Source organism: Sphingomonas sp. SAFR-052 (assembly GCF_051965015.1).
Taxonomy (GTDB): domain Bacteria; phylum Pseudomonadota; class Alphaproteobacteria; order Sphingomonadales; family Sphingomonadaceae; genus Sphingomonas.
In genome coordinates, this window is sequence record NZ_JBQCMO010000004.1 from 44,070 (window position 1) to 65,460 (window position 21,391).

Sequence of the window (21,391 nt, forward strand, 5' to 3'; positions counted from 1 at the left end):
GGCTCCCTTATTCGGCGGGCTGGAGCGTTGCGTCAGGCTGCGGCCGGCGGAACCGCAACCGATCGCCCAGCGCGCGGCAGACGACATAGAAGGTGGGGGTAAAGACCAGCCCAAAGCCGGTGACGCCCAGCATGCCGAAGAACACCGCGGTTCCCAGCGCCTGCCGCAACTCGGCCCCTGCCCCGGTCGCCACCAGCAGCGGCACCGCGCCCAGCACGAAGGCGAAGCTGGTCATCAGGATCGGGCGCAACCGGTCGCCCGCCGCGCGCACCGCCGCCTCGATCGGCGACAGCCCGTCCTCCGCCTCCGCCTGTCGTGCGAACTCAACGACGAGGATCGCGTTCTTGGCGGCCAGTGCGATCAGGACGACCAGACCGATCTGGGTCAGGACGTTGTTGTCCATGCCGCGCAGATTGACGCCGATCATCGCCGCCAACAGGCACATCGGCACGATCATGATGATCGACAGCGGCAGCACGAGGCTTTCATATTGCGCCGCCAGCACGAGGAAGACGAACACGACGGCCAGTGCGAAGACGACCGCGGCAGTATTGCCGGCCAGCTGCTGCTGGAAGGCGATATCGGTCCATTCGGTGCTGTAGCCGGCGGGCAGCGTCTCGTCCGCCAGCTTCTCCATCGTCAGGAGCGACTGGCCCGAGGAGAAGCCAGGCGCGGTGTTCCCGTCCAATTCGACCGCCGGGAACATGTTGTAGCGCACGACACGGTACGGGCCGGTCTTGTCCTCGAACGTCGCCAGCGATCCGATCGGCACCATGCCGCCGGCGTTCGAGCGCGTCTTGAGGTTGGCGATATCGCTCTCGGTCGCGCGGAACGGTGCGTCGGCCTGCGCCGTGACGCGATAGGTGCGGCCGAGCAGGTTGAAATCGTTGACGAAGGCCGAGCCGAGATAGACGTTCAGCGCCTCGAACACGCGTTCCGGCGGCACGCCGAGCAGGTCGGATTTCGCCCGGTCGATATCGGCGAAGACACGCGGCGTGGCGGTGTCGAAGAAGGTATAGGCGCCGGCGAGGCCGGGTGCCTGATTGGCCTTGGCGATCAGGGCATAGGCTTCCTTGCCCAGCGCCTGATAGCCGTGGCCGCCCTTGTCCTGCACCATCATCCGGAAACCACCGGCGGCGCCGATGCCCTGAATGACCGGCGGCGGCACGATCATCAGCCGCGCTTCGGTGATGTCGGCGGTCGCCTTCTGCGCTTCGGCCATGATCTGGCTGACGTGCAGGCCCTTGCGATCCTTGAAGTCCTTGAGCGGGATATAGGCGGCGGCGGCATTGGGCGCGAGCGTCTGCGACGGGCCGTCGAAGCCGGCGAGCATCACCGCGCCCTTCACCCCGTCGAGCGGGAGGATACGGCTGGCGACCTTGCGCATCACCGCGTCGGTGCGTTCGACCGAAGATCCGGAGGGCAACTGGATGATGGTCAGGAAATAGCCCTGATCCTGTTGCGGGATGAAGCCGGTCGGCGTCGTCCACAGCATCGCGACGGTCGCTCCGATCAGCCCGGCATAGGCGACCATCACCCGCTTCGGCCGGGTCACCAGCGCGTGCGTCATCCGGCTGTAGCGCTCGCTCATCGCCTCGAACCCGCGATTGAAGCCGTCGCCGGCCCGCCGCAGCATGCGCATGAAGCGCGAGTTTACTGGCGCGTCCTCGGCATGACCCTTCAGCAGCAGCGCGGCGAGCGCCGGCGACAGGGTCAGCGACACGATCAGCGAGATGATCGTCGCGGTCGAGATGGTCGCGGCGAACTGCTGATAGAAGGCGCCCGAGATGCCGTTCATGAACAGCGTCGGGATGAACACCGCGCACAGCACCGCGACGATCGCGACCAGCGCGCCGGCCACCTCGTCCATCGACGTGAAGGCTGCCTGTAGCGGGATCATACCGCGGGCCAGATTGCGTTCTACATTCTCGACCACCACGATCGCGTCGTCGACGACGATCCCGATCGCCAGCACCAGCCCGAACAGCGACAGGTTGTTCAGCGAATAACCGACCAGCAGCAGCACCGCGAAGGTGCCGATCAGCGATACCGGGATCGCCACGACCGGGATGATCGCCGCGCGCCAGCGTTGCAGGAACACGATGATGACCAGCACGACCAGCACGATCGCCTCGCCCAGCGTCTTCATCACTTCGTCGATCGACTGGGCGATGAATTCGGTCGGGTTGTAGATGACGCGGTATTCCAGCCCCTTGGGGAAGGTCTTTTGCAGCGTGTCCATCTCGGCGGTGATCGCCTCCGCCGCGGCCAGCGCGTTCGATCCGGGGCGCTGGAAGACACCCAGCAGCACGGTCGGTTCGCCCGACAGATAGGTGTTGGTCGAATAATCGGCCGCGCCCAGTTCGACGCGTGCCACGTCGCGCACGCGGACCTGCCGGCCATCGGCGTCGGTGCGGATCACGACATCGGCGAATTGCTGCGGCTCGGTCAGGCGACCCTGCGTCTCGACGTTCAACTGAAAGGCATTGCCCTGATTATAGGGCGGCTGGCCGAGCGTGCCGGCGGCGACTTGTACGTTCTGCGCCCGCAGCGCCTGAACGATGTCGCCCGCGGTCAGGTTCAGCGCGGCGGCACGGCCGGGGTCGATCCACACCCGCATCGCATAGTCGCGCGCGCCGAAGAGCTGGACGTCGCCCACTCCCTCAATGCGGGCGAGCCGGTCCTTGACCTGCGTCAGTGCGTAGTTGGAGAGATATTGCGTGTCGAGCGAACGGTCGGGCGACACCAGATTGACGACCATTAGAAAGTCCGGGGTCGTCTTCTTAGTAACGATGCCGAGGCGCTGCACCTCCTGCGGCAGGCGCGGGGTCGCGATCGCGACGCGGTTCTGGACCAGCACCTGCGCGGCGTCGAGGTCGGTGCCGGGCTTGAAGGTGACGGTGATCGTCACCCGCCCGTCGCCGGTCGATTGCGACGACTGGTACAGCATCCCGTCGACGCCATTGATCTCCTGCTCGATCGGGGCGGCGACGGTTTCGGCGACCGTCTCCGCCGCGGCACCCGGATAGGTCGCGGCGACCGTGACCGTCGGCGGCACGATGTTGGGATATTGCGAGACGGGGAGCCCGAAATAGGCGAGGCCGCCGACGATCGTGATAACGACCGCGATGACGCCGGCAAAGATCGGGCGCGTGATGAAGAAGCGCGACAGGCGCATGGGTGCCTCCTCGCCCGACGGGCGTGGTCAGAGGGTGTCGGAATTCAGGGGGTGCGGACGAACGGGCTTCCCCGTTGATCGCGGTCAGTTGCCAGCGAAGGTCGCCTCGCCGATCGTCGCTGCTGGCTTTGGAGCGGCGGTGGCGCGGGTGGCGGTGATGGTCGCGGGGCGGACCTGCACCTTAGCGCCCGGCATCGCCATCTGCGTGCCGCTGATGATGATCCGGTCGCGGTCCGACAGGCCGGATTTCACGATCCGCAGGCCGTCGACGACCGGGCCGAGCGTCACCGGCTTCGCGGCAACGGTGCCGTCGCCGGCGACGGTCAGGACGGTCTTGCGCGCCTGATCGGTCTGGATCGCGGCGTCGGGAACCAGCAGCGCGCGCATCGTGCCGGCATTGGCGAGGCGCATGTTGCCGAACATGCCGGGCGTCAGGAACAGGTCGGGATTGGCGAGCACCGCCCGCCCGCGCACCGTCCCCGATCGTGGGTCGAGACCGTTGTCGGTAAAGTCGAGCCGGCCGGTGCGGCTATACGCCGCCTCGTCCTGCAACCGGACCTCGACCGCCGCGCCTTCGGCCCCGGCGCGCTTCGATTTCAGGAACAGTCCTTCAGAGGCGTCGAACGCGAAATAGATCGGGTCGAGCGCGTTGATCGTGGTCAGCAGCGTGCCGTTGGGTTCGCCCGCCGCGACCAGATTGCCGGCATCGATTCGCCGGTCGGAGATGCGGCCGGCGATCGGGGCGCGGACCTGGGTGAATTCCATGTCGAGCGCGCGGGCCTGCACTCGTGCCTGTGCCGCGACCAGCGCGGACTGCGCCGCGCGGACGCGGGCGGCGAGCTGGTCGAGATCGCTTTTCGATACCGCATCGTCGGCGGCCAGCCGGTTGGCGCGGTCCAGATTGGCGCGGGCGAGCGCCAAGTCGCTGGCGGCCCCCGCGACGCTGGCGCGCGCTTCGGCAAGGGCGGCGGCGAAGGGGCGCGGGTCGATGGTGAAGAGCAACTGCCCCTTGCGCACGATCGCGCCGTCGGTGAAGTGCACGCCGGTGATCGCGCCCGAGACGCGGGGACGCACCTCGACCGATTTCGATGCTTCGAACCGGCCGACGAAATCGTCCCATTCGGTCACGTTGCGGATGAGCGGTGCAGCGACCTCGACGGTCGGGGTCGGCATTGCCGCGACGGCCGGCGTGTCCTGCTGCAACAGGCCCCAGGCGGCGCCCAGCGCGAGGACCGGCACCGCGACCCAGCCGGCGCGTCGCCAGCGCGAGCGATGGGAAGCGGCCGGCGCGTCGACCGCGTCGGACTTGTGGATGGCGGAGAGCATGTTCATGCGCGGGCCTTTCGCGACGCCTGTGCCGCGCTGATGCTGGCGAGCATCGTTTCATATTGATCGGTGTTGAAACCGGCGGCGAAGAAGGCGGCGAGTTCATGAACCGGGACCGCGAAGCCGCGATGCCAGCTGAGCACCGCCATGCGGCGTAGCGCCTCCAGCTTCGGGTCGGCGAGATTGGGGTCGCGGCGGCGGGTGCCGAACACCCGGCCGAGCGCGATCGACAAGGGCGACGGTTCGCGCAGCGACGCCATCCGGTCGCGCTGGGCCAGCGCCACCACCGACCATTCGAGCGCGCTGAGCCCGGTCGGGGCGGGTTCGGCGGCCTCTACGACGGGGGCGGCGGCGGCGGGGGTGGCGAACAGCGTGTCGCCGGAGAAATCGACATAAGCCATGAGAAATCCTCCCAAACAGGCAGAGGCACGCAGCAGCGGACGCGCGGGGGCGACCGCCAAAGCCCCCCTTTCGGAGCCGAGGCGCTGGTGCGGGGACGCAGGTCGCCGGCGCCCGAACCATCAAGGTCCAGGCGGAGCGCGTTCTGCGGCAAAGGTTACGAAGGTTGCACGTACCGCCGAATTACAGGGCGATGACCGTGCGACAGTCAGGTTCGAGCATAGCGGCGTCCTTGCGAGAGCCGGAGCACCGTTGCGATGCCCTCTTCTATACTGACTGGTATATTAACGGCGATCCGGTTCGTCAACGCCTTTTGTACCGGTCGGTAGAAATATTCTACCGCCCCGGCCACATCATCAGGCTGGTCTCGACCACGCGCTCCAGTTCGGCGCGGGTCGCACCCGATCCAGCCTGCACTGCCATCCCCTGAAGAATCGCATACAAGTAGCTGGTAAGGCCCGAAATATCGACATGATCGGGCAGGTCGCCATCGCGCTTCGCCTGTTCGAAGCGTTCGACCAGCGCCGCCTGCGACGAGGCGCGGCGCTGGATCACATCGGCCTTGATCGAGGCTGCCTCCGCGCCACACGCAGTCGCGCTGATGACGCCCAGACAGCCCTTGGGATCGCAGCTGCTCATCTGCGCATCGATCGCGCCGCGCATGAAATGTTCGGCGACAGCCCGCGCGGTCGGCTGTTTCAGCGCTTCGCGGGTATATTCGAGCTTTTCGTTCTCGTAGAGGTCGAGCGCCTTGTGAAACAACGCTTCCTTGTTGCCGAAGGCGGCGTAGAGGCTGGGCTTGGTGATGCCCATCGCCTCGGTCAGGTCGCTCATCGAAGCGCCCTCATACCCCTTCGACCAGAACACGCCGAGCGCCGCCGCCAGCGCATTGTCGACGCAAAATTCCCTGGGTCTACCCTTGGCGGCAACAGTCGACGTCTTTTCCATAACGGACGGTACATATTCTATTCGCACGGTTGTGCAAGGGGGCCGGGCGACACAAGCGGCTATCGTATCCGATCACTCCTGCCGTGCGAGCCAGCGGTCGAGCGCCGACGCATGGTCGCGGCGGGCCTTCTCCACCGCCGCTTCTGCCGCGGCAAGATCGCGTTGGTGCGACCGGTCGAGGTCGCGCCGTTCGCGTTCGATCGCCTTTTCCCGCTCGCGCAGATCGGCTTCCTCGCGCGCCTGCTGCGACCGAAGTTGATCCAGCGCCTCCTCGGCAGCGGCCAAAGCGGCGCGTGACGGGCGCGGACCGGGGTCGGGGCGCCGCTTTGCCGGTGGCTTGGCCTTCGTTTTGCCGGCCGGCTTCTTCCGCTTGGGCGTGTCACCTTCGGCAAGGGCGTCGGCATCGCCTTCGCGCAGGCGCCGCACGATCGTCCCCGGCGATGCCAGCGGTTCGCGCATCAATGCTTCGTCGGTGACCCGTTCGGCGACGCCACGCGCGAACAGGTCGGCGCTGCTGCCCCATGCCGCCAGCGCCGCCTTCTGACTGGGAGCGGCGACATAGGCGTCGTGGAACCCGATCGGGGTACGGAACACCTTCAGCGCTTGCTTGCGGGCCACGGCTTCTCGAACGGCTGGGAGCGGACCGCGCGATGATAGGGCAGCGGGGCGGCAAAAACGAGGGGTGCTGGGCGGATCAGGATGCGGGCTGTGGTTCGTGCTCCCGATAGGCGAAGTAGCGGAAATCGGCGGGCGTCCCCCGCCCCGACATGTCCTGACACGCCATGCCGACAAAGGTGCCGGTGAAGTTGGGCAGGCCGGTAATGGTCGCTTCGTCCGACAGGAGGCTGGCATCGAACTCGCCGTCCAGCCATCGCCAATCGTCCTGCCCCTGCGCACGGAAGGCGAAGCGCAGCCGTTCGCGATCGACCTCGGCACACAGTTCGATCGGGCCTTCGGGTACAGCGACCGGGGCAGACGCGCTGCTGCGCCCCTCCCCGACCGGTTCGACCGACAGCACCTGCAACTGGCGCCGTCCGGCGTCATCGGCGGTGAGGTGCAGGAAATGATATTTGGTCGAATTGTAATAGCAGATCAGCCCGGCGGCCTGCTGAAAGTCGTGGGGGGTGAAGTCGACTTCGGTCGTGGCGGTGTAGCACCAGGATTGCTGCCGACGTGCGACCAGCGATTGTTCGAAATGGCTGCCGATCGTCTCGCGTCCGAACAGGCGGAGATGGCCGGGCCGTGCGGTCAGGCTGAATAGCCGGTCGGGGTAAGGGGTGCGCAGCCACTGAAAGGGTTCGGGCAGGTCGGGACCGTCGAAGATGTCGACGGTATCGGTCGCATGCGGCGCGATCGCCGGCCCCGGCACCTCGGCCCGTGGCAGCGCGGGTCGCAGCCAGCCGTCGTCGCCCCATGTCATCGGCTGGATCGCGGTCTCGCGGCCGAGCACGCAGCGGTCGCTGTCAGGCAGCGGACGGCCGCACAGATAGGCGAGCCATGTCTCTCCGTTCGGCGTGTCGACCAGATCGCCATGGCCGGCGCGTTGCAACGGCAGGTCGGGCCGGCCGCGCGCGGTCAGCACCGGGCCGTCGGGATGGGCTTCATAGGGGCCGAAGAGGTCGCGCGAGCGGGCCATGACCACCGCATGATTGCGTTCGGTGCCACCTTCGGCGACGAGCAGGTGATACCAGCCGTCGCGCTTGTAGAGATGCGGTCCTTCGGTAAAGCCGAGCGGGGTCCCTTCGAAGATCGTGCGGCGTTCGCCGAGCAGTTGTCCGGTGGTAAGGTCCATTTGCTGCACGACGATCCCGGCGAAGCGCTTGCGATCGGGGCGATGGTCCCACAGCATGTTGAGCAGCCAGCTGCGCCCGTCATCGTCATGGAATAGCGCGGGATCGAAGCCACTGCTGTTGAGGTGCACCGGATCGGACCAGTCGCCGTCGATCCGGTCGCTCCACACCCAGTAATTATGGAAATCGCGCAGCGACGCGCCGCGCGCCCCGTCGACGGTGGTGCGGCCATAGCGTTTGACGTCGGTATAGATCAGGTGGAACCGGCCATCAGCGAAACTGAGGTCGGGTGCCCAGACGCCGCAGGAATCGGGATTGCCGCGCAGGTCGAGCTGGGTCGGACGGCGGAGCGGCCGCGACACCAGCCGCCAGTTGGCAAAATCGCGCGAATGATGGATCTGGACCCCCGGAAACCATTCGAAGGTCGAGGTGGCGATATAATAATCGGCGCCGACGCGAACGATCGACGGATCGGGATTGAACCCGCGCAGGATGGGATTGCCGATGGTCATACGGACTTTCGTATCAGGGTCCAGAGCAGCGCGGCACCGACCAGATCGAGCAGCCCGAGCAGGATGAAGAAGGGCTGATAGCCGACGCTGTCGACCAGCGAGCCGAGCACCAGCGTGAAGATCAGCACGCCGAGATTGGCGGCGGTACCCGACACGCCGGTGGCGGTCGCCACCTGATCCTGCGGGAACAGGTCCGACGTCATGGTGATGACGGTCACCGACAGCGTCTGGTGCGCGAAGCCGCCGAGACAGAGCAGCGCGACGGCCGCGAGCGGACTGCCGACCGTGCCGACGAACATCATGCCGGTCATCAGCAATGCGCCGATGGTGAACGCCCAGCGGCGTGCATCGATCAGGTCGACGCCGCGCCGTTGCAGCCACGCGACCACCGCCGGCCCGAACAGGCAGCCGAGATCGGCGGCGAGGAAGGGCAGCCATGCGAACATCGCGATCTGGGTCAGGTCGAACTGGCGAACCTGTACCAGATAGAGCGGCATCCACAGCGACAGCATGCCCCAGACGGGATCGGCGAGGAAGCGCGCGGCGGCGATCGTCCACAGATTGCGCCGGCGCAGTAGTTGCCCAAGCGGCGGGCGGCGGCGCTGCTGCGCCAGTTCCGGTTCCTGCCCACCGAGGATCAGGTCACGTTCCTCGACCGACAGCGCCCGGTGACGGCGCGGCGGCGCATACCAGGCGAGCCATGCCACGACCCAGAGCAGGCCGAGGCCGCCGGCGACGAAGAAGGCCGCCCGCCAGCTATAGTTGAACACCGCCCAGGCAACGAGCACCGGCGCCAGCACCGCACCGAACGAGGCACCGATCTGATAGATGCCGCCGGCCACCCCGCGTTCGCGCGCGGGAAACCATTCGGCGACGACCTTCATCCCCGCCGGCTGTGCCGACCCCTCGACCAGCCCCAGCGCGCCGCGCAGCGCGGCAAAACCGAACCAGCCGGTCACGAGGCCATGCCCCATGGTGATGAGCGACCAGACCGCGACGAACAGGGTGAAGCCGACCTTCAGCCCGATCAGGTCGAGCAGATAGCCGGCGACCGGCTGAAACATGATCCCGAACTGGAACGCGCCGGTGATCCACGAATATTGCTGGGACGAAATCCCCTGTTCGGTCATGATCGCGGGGGCCGCGACGCCGAGGATGCTGCGGGTCAGGTAGTTGATGACCATCGCCCCGACGAAGAGCGCGATGATCGTCCAGCGCACCGATTTGAATCGCGCCAAATTACCCCTCCCGGTAACGTTACCATCGGGTGGTAGGCGCTGTGCGACTGGGAATGCAAGTCCGATATCGGCGCTTGCCCGACGCAGGCCCTCGCCGATACGATGGGACGATGGCCGATCGTGCATCCGGCAGGGGCTGTCGCGGCCGGCCATCGCCCTATGCAATTCGCTGCCCGAGAGACGATTGACCCAACCCACCCGCCGACGTCGCAGCGTCACGATCATCGATGTCGCGAAATATGCCGGGGTCTCGCCGATGTCGGTGTCGCGGGTCATCAACGGCGATACCGGCGTGCGCGAGGAAACGCGCGCGATCGTCAACGATGCGATCCGCGAGCTGAACTATACGCCGAACCTGATGGCGCGCAGCCTGGTGACGTTGAAAGAGATCCGCATCGGCGTGATCTATTCCAACCCCAGCGCGGCGTTCATGGGCGATTTCCTGGCCGGCGTGTTCGAGGAGGCGTCGAACCGCGCGGCACAACTGATCCTGCTGAAGGGACAGGCGGGCGGCGCGCCGTCGGCCGATGCGGTCGAGCGCCTGCTTGCCTCCGGAATCGGCGGCGTAATCCTCGCCCCGCCGCTGGGCGAAGCGCACGGGCTGCGGAAGTTGCTGCACGATGCGGCGGTGCCGGTCGCGCTGGTCGGCGCGGTCGCGACGGATGCGATCTCGGTCGGGATCGACGATCGCGGCGCAGCGCGCGACATGACCCGGCATCTGATCGCGATGGGGCATCGCCGGATCGGCTTCGTCGTCGGCAATCCGGACCAGCACGCAAGTATCGCCCGGCTCGACGGGTTCCGATCGGCGGTCGCCGAGGCGGGGGACGTCGTGGCGACGATCGTGCAGGGCGATTTCAGCTATGCTTCCGGCCTGATCGCGGGGGAGGCGTTGCTGGGTGCCGACGAGCGCCCAACCGCGGTCTTCGCCAGCAACGACGACATGGCGGCGGCGGTGGTGTCGGTCGCGCATCGCCGCCATCTCGACGTCCCTGCCGACTTGACCGTCACCGGCTTCGACGACAGCACGGCGGCGGTGACGCTGTGGCCGCCGCTGACGACGATCCGCCAGCCGGTGCAGCAGCTTGCGGCCGAGGCGTTGCAGCTGCTGATCCGCGAGATGCGCGCCGGTAGCGCGCTGCCGGCCGACGAACGGCTGCGGGTGCTGGACCATGACCTGATCGAACGCGAGTCGACGGCGCCGCCAAGCGCCTGACATTGCGCGGCTTCGCCCGCCGTGACAGGCTGTCGGCAACGATCGAGGGGAGAGTGGGCATGCGGGCGATTCGACGGGCGGCTGTGGCGGCGATGGCGGGCGTGGCACTGACGGCGATGACCGCCGATGCACCGGAAGAACGCGGCTCTGGCCCCTACCCCGCGCTGTTCGAGGAACGCGCCGACCTGCCCGATCATGTCGTCTATCGTCCGGCCGATCTGCGCAAGGTCCGGCGCGGGGCGTTGCCCATCTATGTCTTCGGCAATGGCGCGTGCAGCGCCGACGGGACCAGTTCGCGCAACCATCTGCTCGAGATCGCGTCGCATGGGTATCTGGTGATCGCATCGGGCACGATCCCCCGCCCCGCCGCACCCAAGCCCGCTGCGCCTGCGGGACGGATGGCGGCGCCGACCGAGACCAAGGCGCTGACCGATGCGATCGACTGGGCACAGCGCGAGAATGGCCGCGCCGCCAGCCCGTTCGCCGGGCGGATCGCGACCGACCGGATCGCGGTGTCGGGCTTCAGCTGCGGCGGGTTGCAGGCGTTGTCGGCGGCGCAGGACCCGCGGGTTACCACCGCGGTCGTGATGAACAGCGGCTTCTTTCCCGAGGGCGCCAACCCGATCGCGGGCGTGGTGTCGGACAAGAAGCTGCTGAACACGCTGCACGGATCGGTGCTGTACGTTCTGGGCGGTACGACCGACATCGCGTACGGCAACGGCACCGACGATTACCGCCGGATCGACCATATCCCCGCCGCGCTGGTCAACGTGCCGGTCGGGCATGGCGGCACCTATATGCAGCCGCATGGCGGCGTCGCCGCCACCGTCGTCACCAGATGGCTCGACTGGAAACTGAAGGGCGATGGCAAGGCGGCCGGTTATTTCACCGGCCCCGCCTGCGGCTTCTGCAAGGACGATCGACTGACGATCGAGAGCAAGCGGTTATAGGATCCGGACGGCCGTGCCGCCGTCCGGACCAACGCTGCCTCAGAAGGAGAAGCGCACCCCTGCGCGATAGGTGCGGCCGAGCACGTCGTAGAGTGCCGGGTTGACGAAGAAGGGCGACTTGGCCGGATCGCGGTTGAACAGATTGTCGACCTTGGCATAGGCTGTCACGCCTTCGGACAGATTGTAGGTGCCGCCGATATCCATGTAGAAGGCGCCGGGCACGAAATTCTGGTCGATGGTTGGGCGCGTCAACGTCGATACCGGGCAGCTACCGGCGTCGCAGCGGACATATTGGTTGCCGAGCACGCCGTCACTGAACCAGCGTTCCTGCACCAGCAGCGAGAAGCTGTCGGTCTCATAGCTCTGCACCGCCAGCCATTTCCAGTCGGGCGTGTTGCCGATATTCACCCCCGCCGTGTCGTTGGGGATGGTGCCGGTCAGCCCGGTATCGGTCACGAACTTGCGGATATGGGTGGCGAGCGCGCGCAGCGTCAGCTGTCCGGGCAGGCCGAGCGGGCGCTGCCAGCGATAGCTCGCCTCGATATCGAAGCCGTCAGTGTCGATCGACGCAAGGTTGAATGCCTGTACGTTGATGAAGTTCGGCCCGGACGCGTTGTTCAGGTTGAACGCGCTGCACGTCTCGGGAAGGATGCCGCGGAAGCACAGGTCGACGATATCGGCCGCGCCGAGGCTGGAGATGACGTCGGTGATCCTGATCTTGTAATAGTCGACCGACAGGCTGACGCCGGGCAGCCAGCTCGACCCCGAAAAGGCGATGCCGGCGGTGGTGTTGCGCGCTATCTCGGGCGTCAGGCTAGTGTTGCCGATCGTGTTCTGGATCGCCAGCACGTTGACGTTGCGGAACGGGTCGAGGAAGTTGGGCAGCGTCGTGGTGACCGGTGCCGCGAACAGTTCCGACAGGTTGGGCGCCCGCACGTCGCGCGACGTCACCCCGCGCAGGCGCAGGCCGTCGATCGGCAGGTCCCAGGTGCCGCCGACCTTCCATGCCCAGACGGTGCCCGACGTGCTGTAGTCGGTGATACGCGCCGCGGCATTGATGCTGGCGCGGCCGGTCGCATCGCCGTTCAAGAGCGGCACGTCGACTTCGGCAAACGCTTCCTTGACGCTGTAGGCGCCGGTGCCGTTCTTGTAATTGCCGGCATACCAGTTGTTGCCGGTGGATAGCAGCACCGGGTCGAACGGATAGGTCGCATCGTACGGCGAAGCGGCGATGCCCGCGCCATAGGGATCGGCGGTGACGCGGTAGAATTCGTGGCGGAATTCGCCGCCGAACGCGACCGATACCGGCCCGGCCCAGGATTGCAGCGGCGAGCCCGAGAAGTTCAGGCTGACCACGTCCTGCGACTGGCGGGTGCGCTGGCGCGGGCCGTTGGCCGGCATGATGTAGCGCAACGCCGCCTCGGAGGGATTGCCGCCGAAGACGTTCAGCGGCTGGCAGCCGCTCGCCCGCGCGGTCGCATCGGCGCAGACGATCGCGCCATTGAGCGTGGTCGCGTTGATCGCCTGGTTGAAGCGGTTCGACAGCAGGATGTTGTCGACGTCGATCTTCGTCCGGTTGGTGCCGTGTTCGGCATAGATGTCGTAGTTCCAGTCGGTGCCGAGCACCGGGGTCCGCCCCTTCGTCCCCAGCACGAAGCGGTATTGGCGGCGATCGGTATGGACCTGCGTATTGCCGAGCGCGGCGTTGCTGGTGCCGAAGCGGAAATTGGTGATGCCCGCGGTCGCGCATGCCGCCTGCACCGATGCCGGGACATAGGGATTGGCGCACTGGATGGTCAGGTTCGGGCGGTTCTGGCCATTGACCGGCTGATTGTTCGTCCGCACCCGCGCGATGTTGGCGGTCAGGTAGATTTCGTTGTTCGGCGCGAAATCGAAACCCAACCGGCCATAGCTGTTGAGCCGTTCCAGCCCCGACAGCAGCGAGCGCCCGGCATCGACATTGCCCGACAGGTCGCCGCCCTGACAGAAGCCCGAGAAACAGCCGATCACGGTGCCGGATGCATCGCGCGACGGCACCCCGTTCGACCCGTATTGGAACTGGAACGGGCGGCCCGATTGATCGAAGGCGATGCCCTGCAACGGTCCGGCGGTGATCAGGCCATATTTGGTGAAGGTCGTCGACTGGGCGAAATCGCGCAGCACATATTGCGGCGACCCGTCATTGGTGACGTTGCGATTGACCAAAGTCGTCTGCTTGAACCAGTCGCGCCCGCCGGCGAGGCCGATGCCGAATTCACCACCGCCGACACCCTCGTCACGGGCATATTCGGTGCTGGCGACCAGATGCAGACGATCCTCAAGGAAGCTGGTGCCCGCCGCCAGCTGGACCAGCACCTGTTCGTTGTCGCCATAGTCGGTGATGCTGCCCTGAAGATTGCCCTTCACCCCCTTGAACCGGGTATCGGTGATGAAGTTGACGACGCCGCCGACCGCGTCCGATCCATAGGAGGCCGATGCACCGCCATTGACGATGTCGACGCGCTTTATGAGCAGTTGCGGGAACTGGCTGACATCGGGAACGCCGGTCACGTTCGCACCGACGACGCGCTGTCCGTCGAGCAGGGTCAGCGTGCGGATCGCGCCGACGCCGCGCAGCGAGAAGGAGCTGAGCCCCTGTGCGCCACTCGACGTGCTGAAGGTGTTGACGCTGGTGCCGGTCGATCCCTGCAACGAGGGCAGCTGCGCAATCGTATTGAAGATGTTCGGCTGCGCATTGGCGGCGATGGCGGTTTCGTCGAGGACGGTGGTCGGGGTCGGCGCGGTGAAGCCGCTGGTGGTGATGCGCGATCCGGTAACGACGATATCGGGCGCATCTTCGTCGGACGCGGGGTCGGCCGTCGCGGTGTCGTCCTGTGCTTCGACAGGCGGCAGTTGCGCCTGCGCGACTGAGGGCAGCAGACAGGCGAGCGCGACCGCGATCGGTGCGACGCCGATCCGCAGCGAAGCGACGCGACCGTTGTTGAGCTTCTTCATCATCCTACTCCCTGTTCCCTGGTCGTTGGCGACCCTGTCTTTTCGTGCAGCACTGGGCGGCGGCCGGTTCATCATCGAACCGCACCCGAACTATATTCCGACGATGTCATGGACTGCGGGACCGCCGCATGCGTCGGCGAAGGCCGTTCAGCCATTACGTCCCCATCGGGTTCCGCCTCCTCTCCCCTGCCGTCGGCGCCATTCGACAGTCCGCCGACAAGGCGAACCAACCGGCTATTCTCCGATGTGAGTCACGGTAACGTTACCATTTGATATGAGTCAAGCGGATATGCTTGTGGTTTTGCTTCGATTATATGCCGCTACTTAAAGGTCTCGCGACTATATTGCGGTGCAGCAGAAGCGTCCGGCGTTGCGAGCACGACCTGAAACCGACCCACTCTACCCCAGCAGCGTGTCGAGCCGGACCGGGGCGAAACCATGGACGTCGACGCCGACTTCGAACTGGCGCGGCATCGGTTTCAGCCGGCCATGGCTGTGACCGTGCAGGTTGATCGCGCGCTTGTGCTGCCCGTTCCAACTGCGGAACGGATAGTGGCAGAGCACGAGGCGGTGGCCGTCGAGGTCGAGTTCGGCATAGTCCCCCGTGCTCGCCCAACCAGGCGCGGCCAGCGTCGCGTCGGGATCATTGTTGCCACGCAGCAGGTGTTTGGTGCCGTGCAGCCGGGCAAGCAGCGCAGGCACGTCGGCGGGGCGGCGCGCGACATCCCCCAGATGCCAGACAATGTCCTCCGGCGCGACCGTCGCGTTCCAGCGTTCGATCAGCACCGCATCCATGTCGGCGACGCTGGCGAAGGACCGCTTGTGGATATTGATCGTGCGGTGGTCGCCGAAATGGGTGTCGGCGGTGAAGAAGACGGTCATGTCCAGTAGAGGACCCGCGCCTGCGGCAGCAGCGCCGCGATCCGTTCGGCGAAGAAGTCGCGCAACGCGCGCATCGTCGCCGCGTCATAGACCTGTTTCTCGCTACCGAACTTGGTGCGCTTGGTCGTCCGGTTCGCCGACCCCATGTCGAGCGACGATCCGGGATACCAGCTGTCGAGCACCGCCTTCGACCCCGCCGTGAAGCGATGAGTGATGAGCTCGATCGTCAGGTCGAGCCCCGGCACCACACCCAGCGCCGCCGCGGCATCGGCGATCAGCGATCCATAGGCGTCGCGCCAACCCTCCGCCGCGATGATCGGGGCGATGGTCAGCCCGACCGGATAGCCCGCCGCCGCCATCCGCGCGAGCGCCGCCAGCCGCGTGGCGACGGGATCGGTGCCCCCTTCGAACCGGGCGAAGGCGCGCGGGTTGATCGACGCGCGCATCCGGGTGCGGCGCTGATGATCGAGGGTCAGCAACGGTTCGACCCCGGCGAACTTGGTCGTGAAGCGCAACTGCACCGGCGCGTCCCACCGCCCGAACCATGCGATCGTCGCCGACAGCGCGCCGGTGATCGGTTCGAGTGCCAGCGGATCGGTGTAGCAAGACGCCTCGAACGTCGTCCCCTCCCCCATGCGGTCGCGATTGCGCGAGGTGACGCTGCCCTGCCCCAGATAGGCGGGCAATCCGTCCAGTATCTCGTCGAGATTGGCATAGACGCGGGTGATCGGCGGCCCTTCGAGCGAGCCGGCGAGATAGCAATAGCCGCAATGCGCCGGGCACCCCTCGGCCAGGTCGACGCGCCAGTCGGCACTGGGCGCGATCGGTTGCAGCTTGCGCTTGGACGGCGGCGCGACGACCACCGCCAGCGTCGCCTTCGCTAGCGCATAGGCGCGCCGCGGATCGTCGGGCAGGTCGAGCGCGAGCCGGTCGCCGGGCAGCAGCACGACCTCCACCCCCTGCCCGGCAGCGCGCTCGGCGATGGCGCGGCCATGGGCGAACGCCATCGACGCACGGGTGACGAGCAAGCGGCGCGGGCGCCAGTCGGGTCTCGCCTGCGATGTGGTATCGGGAAGGGTCGCCATCGCCCTTTAACGATCCACATCCGCAGACGGTCCGGCCGACCCGCCGCGCCGTCCCCTTATCGGCCGATGCGGAAGCGAACGATGCAGCTGTCCCATGGGGCGAGCGCCATGCCACCCTGCCGCGCGCCCGACGCACAGATGCGTTCGCCGAATTGTGGCGTGCCGCCGGTCCAGCCGGTCGGGGCGGCGGTGCGCGCGGTGCCGCTGATGTTGGTCAGTACCAGCGCGCCGCTGCCGTCCGGATTGGCGCGGGCGAAGGCGAAGACCGCCGGGTCGCCGCTGTCGAGCGGGACGTAGCGGCCGGTGCGGAAGGTCGGATCGGTCCGGCGCAGTTTGGTGAGGCTGCGATACCAGTTGAGCAGCGAATGGGGATCGCGCTCCTCCGCCGCGACATTGTGGGTGCGATACCCCTGCGCGACCGGCAGCCACGGGGCGCCGGTGGTGAAGCCCGCCTGCGGCGCCGTGCTCCACTGCATCGGCGTGCGCGCGCGGTCGCGATCGTCGGTGCGTGGGCGTTTGGGGCCGATCGGCGCCTGCGCCAACGTCGCCTTGTCGGCGTCGCCCATGCCGATTTCCTCGCCATAATATAGCAGGGCGACACCGGGGTTGAGCAGGGTCAGCGCTGCGGACAGCTTGGCGATGCGATCGTTGTTCACACCGTCGCCGAACTCGCTCCACTGGCGCGACTGGTCGTGGTTGCTGAAGAATTCGACCGGGGTCAGCCCATCGAGCTTGGTCGCCGCCTCGTCATAGCGGCGTTTCAGTTCGGCCGCGTCCAGCTTGGTGATGTTGCCCACGAGGAAGTTCATAGGCAGGTGGATCTCGTCCTTGTCCTTGCCATAGACCGCGCGGAGCTGTTCGATCGAGCGGGTCGAGGATTCGCCCAGCAGGATCGGGTTGCCCGGATAGGAATCGACGACCTTGCGCATCTCGCGCAGCACCTGATTGGTGCCGGGCAGCTGTGCGTTATACGGCTTCAGCCAGACCGGATCGGCGTCGGGGTTCGGATCCTGCGGCCAGTTGCTGTCCTCGAACAGATAGGGCGTGGCGTCGAGGCGGAAGCCCGATGCGCCATGGTCGAGCCAGAAGCGCACGACGTCGAACATCGCTTCCTTCAGCTGCGGATTGGCCCAGTTCAGGTCGGGCTGCTGCGACAGGAAGATGTGGTAATACCATTGCTTGCGCGTCGGATCCCACGTCCAGCTGGGCCCGCCGAAGATCGATTTCCAGTTGGTCGGCGGCTTGTCGGGCGTGCCGTCGCGCCAGACATACCAGTCGGCCTTGGCATTGGTGCGCGAGCTGCGCGATTCCTTGAACCACGCATGTTCGGCCGAACTGTGGTTGACGACCAAGTCGACCAGCACGCGGATGCCGCGCTTGCGGGCCTCGGCGACCAGCTGGTCCCAATCGGCCATGGTTCCATATTGCGGGTCGATCGCGGTGTAATCCGACACGTCATAGCCGAAATCGGCGTTGGGCGATTTGAAGAACGGCGTGATCCAGATCGCGTCGGGCCCGAGCGACTGGAGATAGTCGAGCCGCGACGTGATGCCGCGCAGGTCGCCGATCCCGTCGCCATTGCTGTCCTGGAAACTGCGCGGATAGATTTCGTAGATCGTCGCGTGCTTCCACCACGGCTCGGCGGCCGGGGTGGTTGCGACGGGTGTGGTCGACCGATCCTGTGCGGCGGCTCCCGCCATAGGCAGAACGGCGGCGGCAAACAACGCCGCAATGTACATGCTATTGCGCATAGCAGTTCCTCTCCTCGTTGCCGTAAGTCTAATAGATGCAATCGATTGCTGCAATCGCGCTTTTGTTTGTGACCGGTTTGCAACAACCGTCAAAGATCACGAATACGTATGCGTAAACCGACACTTGCAAACGATTGCGGTATTGCATATCCGATCGGTAACGCGGGAAGTCGCTGACGGCACAAGACCGCAAAAGAATGATTTCAGGAGGGGAATTTCGATGAACTCACGGCACATGCTCGCCTGCTCCACCGCCGCCCTCGCGCTGATCGCCATGCCGGCGCTTGCGCAGACCGCGGGCACGACCGTCGTCCCGCCCGTCGACCCCGCCGCCCCGGTGACGCAGCCCCCGGTCGGCGACCAGAGCGACACCGCGCCCGCGACCGAGGAAGCCCCGTCCGAAGACATCGTCGTCACCGGCCTGCGCGCCAGCCTCGAACGTGCACAGTCGCTCAAGCGCAACAACAGCTCGGTCGTCGAAGCGGTCTCGGCCGAAGACATCGGCAAGCTGCCGCAGTCGAGCGTCGCCGACTCGCTGGGCCGTCTCGCCGGTCTGGCGGGCGAGCGCCGCTCGGGGCGCATCAGCGGCATTTCGGTCCGTGGTTTCCGCGAGGATTTCGTCGGCACGACGCTGAACGGGCGTGAGCTGATCGGCATCGGCGACAATCGCGGCGTCGAATATGACCTCTATCCGGCCGAAATCGTCAGCGCCGCCGTCGTCTACAAGACCCCCGATGCCGCGCTGACCGCGATGGGCGTCGGCGGCACGGTCGACATCCGCACCGTCCGCCCGCTGGAGCGCAAGCGCGCGCTGATCGCGAATGGCAGTTTCGAACAGAATGGCCAGCCGTCGCGCAATCCCGATTTCAGCAACCGCGGCTATCGCTTCGCCTTGTCGTACAGCGACAAGTTCGCCAACGACACGATCGGCGTCGCGCTGACCGCCGCGACCACCTCGTCGCCGGTGCAGAACGAGTTCTCCAGCGTCTGGGGCTATGACGACGGGGCGATCACGTCCGGCCCCAATGCCGGCAAGCAGGTCGTGTCGGGGTACGAAGCGGCGGCGCGTTCGCGCGTGCTGAAGCGCAACACGGTGGCCGGCGTGGTGCAGTGGCGCCCGGATGACAAGTTCACCGCGACGGTCGACGCGCTCTACATCGATTTCGCCGACACCGGCATCTCGCGCGGCTTCATCGAACAGCTGCCGGTCGCCGCGAACGGCAGCGGCGTGCTGAGTGCCGATGGCGATCTGGTCACCTCGGCTCGCACCACCGGCTATAATTCGGTGCTGCGCAGCGATCCGCTCGACAAGCAGGGCGAGTTGTTCGTGCTGGGCGGCAATTTCGAGTATGCCGCGACCGACAATCTCGACCTGAAGCTCGACGTGTCGCGTTCGACCAGCAGCAAGAACGATACCCGTGGCGAGAGCTATTCGGGGCTCGGCCGCGCCGGTCTGCGGACGCAGGGGCCGAACACGATCCGTGAATGGACCTATACCGATCGCGGGCTGATGTTCGCGAACAACAGCCAGTCGTTCGACAATTACGCGGCGGTGAAGCTGGCCGGGCCGCAATCGTGGGGCGGCAGCCTTGCGCCGATCACCGAACTCGACACCCCGGCCGCGCGTGCCGCCGGCATCGGCTTCGCGCAGGCGCAGGACGGCTTCGTCAACTCGGCGCTCTTCGACGAGTATCTGAACGCGGCGCGGATTGAGGCGACCTATCGCTTCGATGACAGCTTCCTGAAATCGATCAACGTCGCGCTGCGCTATTCCGACCATGAAAAGTCGAAGACCAACCAGGGCTTCTTCCTGACCGCCGAGACCTATCCCTCGGACGGTCCGATCCCGGAGGATGCCCGGCGCGGCGTCGCCGACCTGACCTGGGCGGGGCTCGGCAACGTCGTCGCCTATGACGCGCTCGGCCTCATCAACAGCAGCTTCTATCGCCGCTGGGATGCGGGGTCGCTCGAACCCGATCGTCTGGGCGATACCTATTCGATCCGCGAAAAGGTCTGGCAGCCGTCGATCAAGGCCGATTTCGAGGTCCAGACCAGCTTTGCGCGGCTGTTCGGCAATATCGGCGTGCAGGGCCTGATTACCGACCAGCGCGGCACCGGCTTCACCTCGCTGATCGGATCGAACCTGCGCGTGCAGGCGACGCCGATCTCCGATGGGGCGAAATACACCCGCATCCTGCCGAGCATGAACGTCAATTTCGACCTGGGCGACGGCCATACCGTCCGCTTCGCAGCGTCGAAGGTCGTCAGCCGGCCGCGCATCGACTTCCTGAACCCCGGATCGTCGGTGAAATTCCGCAACAACGTCGCCGAAGTGACCAGCACCGATCCCGAACGCGGGCCGTGGCTGTCGACCGGCGGCAACGCGCGGCTGCGCCCGTACGAGGCCAATCAGGCCGATCTGAGCTACGAATATTATTTCGCCAGCGACGGCTTCGTCTCGGCATCGGCCTTCTACAAGAAGCTGGTGAACTGGAACGTCCAGAACAGCACGATCCGCGACTATACCGAGTTCTACATCCCCGGTTATCACCGCGCGGTCAGCAGCGATGGCCAGACGGTCTTCACCCCCGCCACCTTCCTCGGCGTGGACACGACCTATACCGGCGGGCTGAAGGGTGACGTGAAGGGCGTCGAGCTTCAGGCATCGGTCCCGCTGCGTCTGCTGACCGGCGCGCTCGACGGGTTCGGCCTGACCGGATCGGCGGCGCTGACCGACGGGCAACTAGACAATGGCAGCGACATTCCCGGCCTGTCGGCCCGGGTGTTCCAGGGCACGGCCTATTTCGAGAAATACGGCTTCTCGGCCCGTGTCTCTGCGAACAACCGGTCGAGCTGGCTGTCGGAGGATCGCGGCGGCAGCAACACCATCGCCCCGCTCAACCGTGCCGGACAGACGCTGATCGATGCGCAGATCGGGTACGACTTCGCCGGATCGGGCATCCGCTATCTCGAAGGACTGCGCATCTCGCTGCAGGCGATGAACCTGACCAACGAACGCGACACCTATCGCGACTCGCAGACCGGACTGTTCCTGCGCAACGAACAGTTCGGCCGCAACTTCATGGCGAACCTGACCTACGCCATCTTTTAAGGGCGGAGCA

General features: G+C 66.3%; 14 protein-coding genes. 3 read left to right on the plus strand and 11 right to left on the minus strand.

Annotated features, from left to right (window positions below):
- Positions 1–7 precede the first annotated feature (7 nt).
- The 7 genes from ACTHQV_RS08035 to ACTHQV_RS08065 form a co-directional block, all read right to left on the minus strand.
- On the minus strand, positions 8–3,178 hold the full coding sequence (locus ACTHQV_RS08035; RefSeq protein WP_440489458.1) for an efflux RND transporter permease subunit: 3,171 nt from the start codon (positions 3,176–3,178) through the stop codon (positions 8–10).
- Between the two features lie 84 nt (positions 3,179–3,262).
- Positions 3,263–4,510: an efflux RND transporter periplasmic adaptor subunit gene (locus ACTHQV_RS08040; protein WP_440489460.1), complete on the minus strand. Its 1,248-nt coding sequence runs from the start codon at positions 4,508–4,510 to the stop codon at positions 3,263–3,265.
- Positions 4,507–4,905 (minus strand): hypothetical protein, encoded by a 399-nt coding sequence (locus ACTHQV_RS08045; RefSeq protein ID WP_440489461.1) that lies wholly within the window; start codon positions 4,903–4,905, stop codon positions 4,507–4,509. The genes ACTHQV_RS08040 and ACTHQV_RS08045 overlap by 4 nt, the downstream gene beginning before the upstream one ends.
- 334 nt (positions 4,906–5,239) lie before the next feature.
- Entirely contained in the window at positions 5,240–5,851 is a 612-nt protein-coding gene (locus tag ACTHQV_RS08050; RefSeq protein WP_242116397.1) for a TetR/AcrR family transcriptional regulator, read from the minus strand.
- 72 nt (positions 5,852–5,923) lie between these two features.
- Positions 5,924–6,469 carry a hypothetical protein gene (locus ACTHQV_RS08055; protein WP_440489462.1) on the minus strand — a complete coding sequence of 182 codons (546 nt, stop codon included), beginning with the start codon at positions 6,467–6,469 and terminating at the stop codon, positions 5,924–5,926.
- Between the two features lie 76 nt (positions 6,470–6,545).
- Positions 6,546–8,153, minus strand: coding sequence for a glycoside hydrolase family 43 protein (locus tag ACTHQV_RS08060; protein ID WP_440489464.1), 1,608 nt, complete (start codon positions 8,151–8,153; stop codon positions 6,546–6,548).
- Positions 8,150–9,391: an MFS transporter gene (locus tag ACTHQV_RS08065; RefSeq protein WP_440489466.1), complete on the minus strand. Its 1,242-nt coding sequence runs from the start codon at positions 9,389–9,391 to the stop codon at positions 8,150–8,152. Before ACTHQV_RS08065 ends, ACTHQV_RS08060 begins: the two co-directional genes overlap by 4 nt.
- A 184-nt stretch (positions 9,392–9,575) precedes the next feature.
- On the opposite strand from ACTHQV_RS08065, the gene ACTHQV_RS08070 reads away from it, so the two are divergent.
- Together ACTHQV_RS08070 and ACTHQV_RS08075 are read left to right on the plus strand one after the other, a co-directional pair.
- Positions 9,576–10,607 (plus strand): LacI family DNA-binding transcriptional regulator, encoded by a 1,032-nt coding sequence (locus ACTHQV_RS08070; RefSeq protein ID WP_440489468.1) that lies wholly within the window; start codon positions 9,576–9,578, stop codon positions 10,605–10,607.
- 59 nt (positions 10,608–10,666) lie between these two features.
- Positions 10,667–11,557 carry a hypothetical protein gene (locus ACTHQV_RS08075; RefSeq protein WP_440489469.1) on the plus strand — a complete coding sequence of 297 codons (891 nt, stop codon included), beginning with the start codon at positions 10,667–10,669 and terminating at the stop codon, positions 11,555–11,557.
- Between the two features lie 39 nt (positions 11,558–11,596).
- On the opposite strand, the gene ACTHQV_RS08080 is transcribed toward ACTHQV_RS08075, so the two are convergent.
- The 4 genes from ACTHQV_RS08080 to ACTHQV_RS08095 form a co-directional block, all read right to left on the minus strand.
- A complete protein-coding gene (locus tag ACTHQV_RS08080) occupies positions 11,597–14,554 on the minus strand; it encodes a TonB-dependent receptor plug domain-containing protein (protein ID WP_440489470.1) in 2,958 nt (985 codons plus the stop codon).
- Between the two features lie 396 nt (positions 14,555–14,950).
- The gene (locus ACTHQV_RS08085; protein ID WP_440489472.1) at positions 14,951–15,433 is read right to left on the minus strand and encodes a metallophosphoesterase family protein; all 483 of its coding nucleotides are present in this window, start codon (positions 15,431–15,433) and stop codon (positions 14,951–14,953) included.
- The gene (locus ACTHQV_RS08090; protein ID WP_440489473.1) at positions 15,430–16,518 is read right to left on the minus strand and encodes an SPL family radical SAM protein; all 1,089 of its coding nucleotides are present in this window, start codon (positions 16,516–16,518) and stop codon (positions 15,430–15,432) included. Before ACTHQV_RS08090 ends, ACTHQV_RS08085 begins: the two co-directional genes overlap by 4 nt.
- Before the next feature lie 56 nt (positions 16,519–16,574).
- On the minus strand, positions 16,575–18,269 hold the full coding sequence (locus tag ACTHQV_RS08095; protein ID WP_440489475.1) for an alpha-glucosidase: 1,695 nt from the start codon (positions 18,267–18,269) through the stop codon (positions 16,575–16,577).
- Between the two features lie 220 nt (positions 18,270–18,489).
- On the opposite strand from ACTHQV_RS08095, the gene ACTHQV_RS08100 reads away from it, so the two are divergent.
- Positions 18,490–21,381, plus strand: coding sequence for a TonB-dependent receptor (locus tag ACTHQV_RS08100; RefSeq protein ID WP_440489476.1), 2,892 nt, complete (start codon positions 18,490–18,492; stop codon positions 21,379–21,381).
- Positions 21,382–21,391 lie beyond the last annotated feature (10 nt).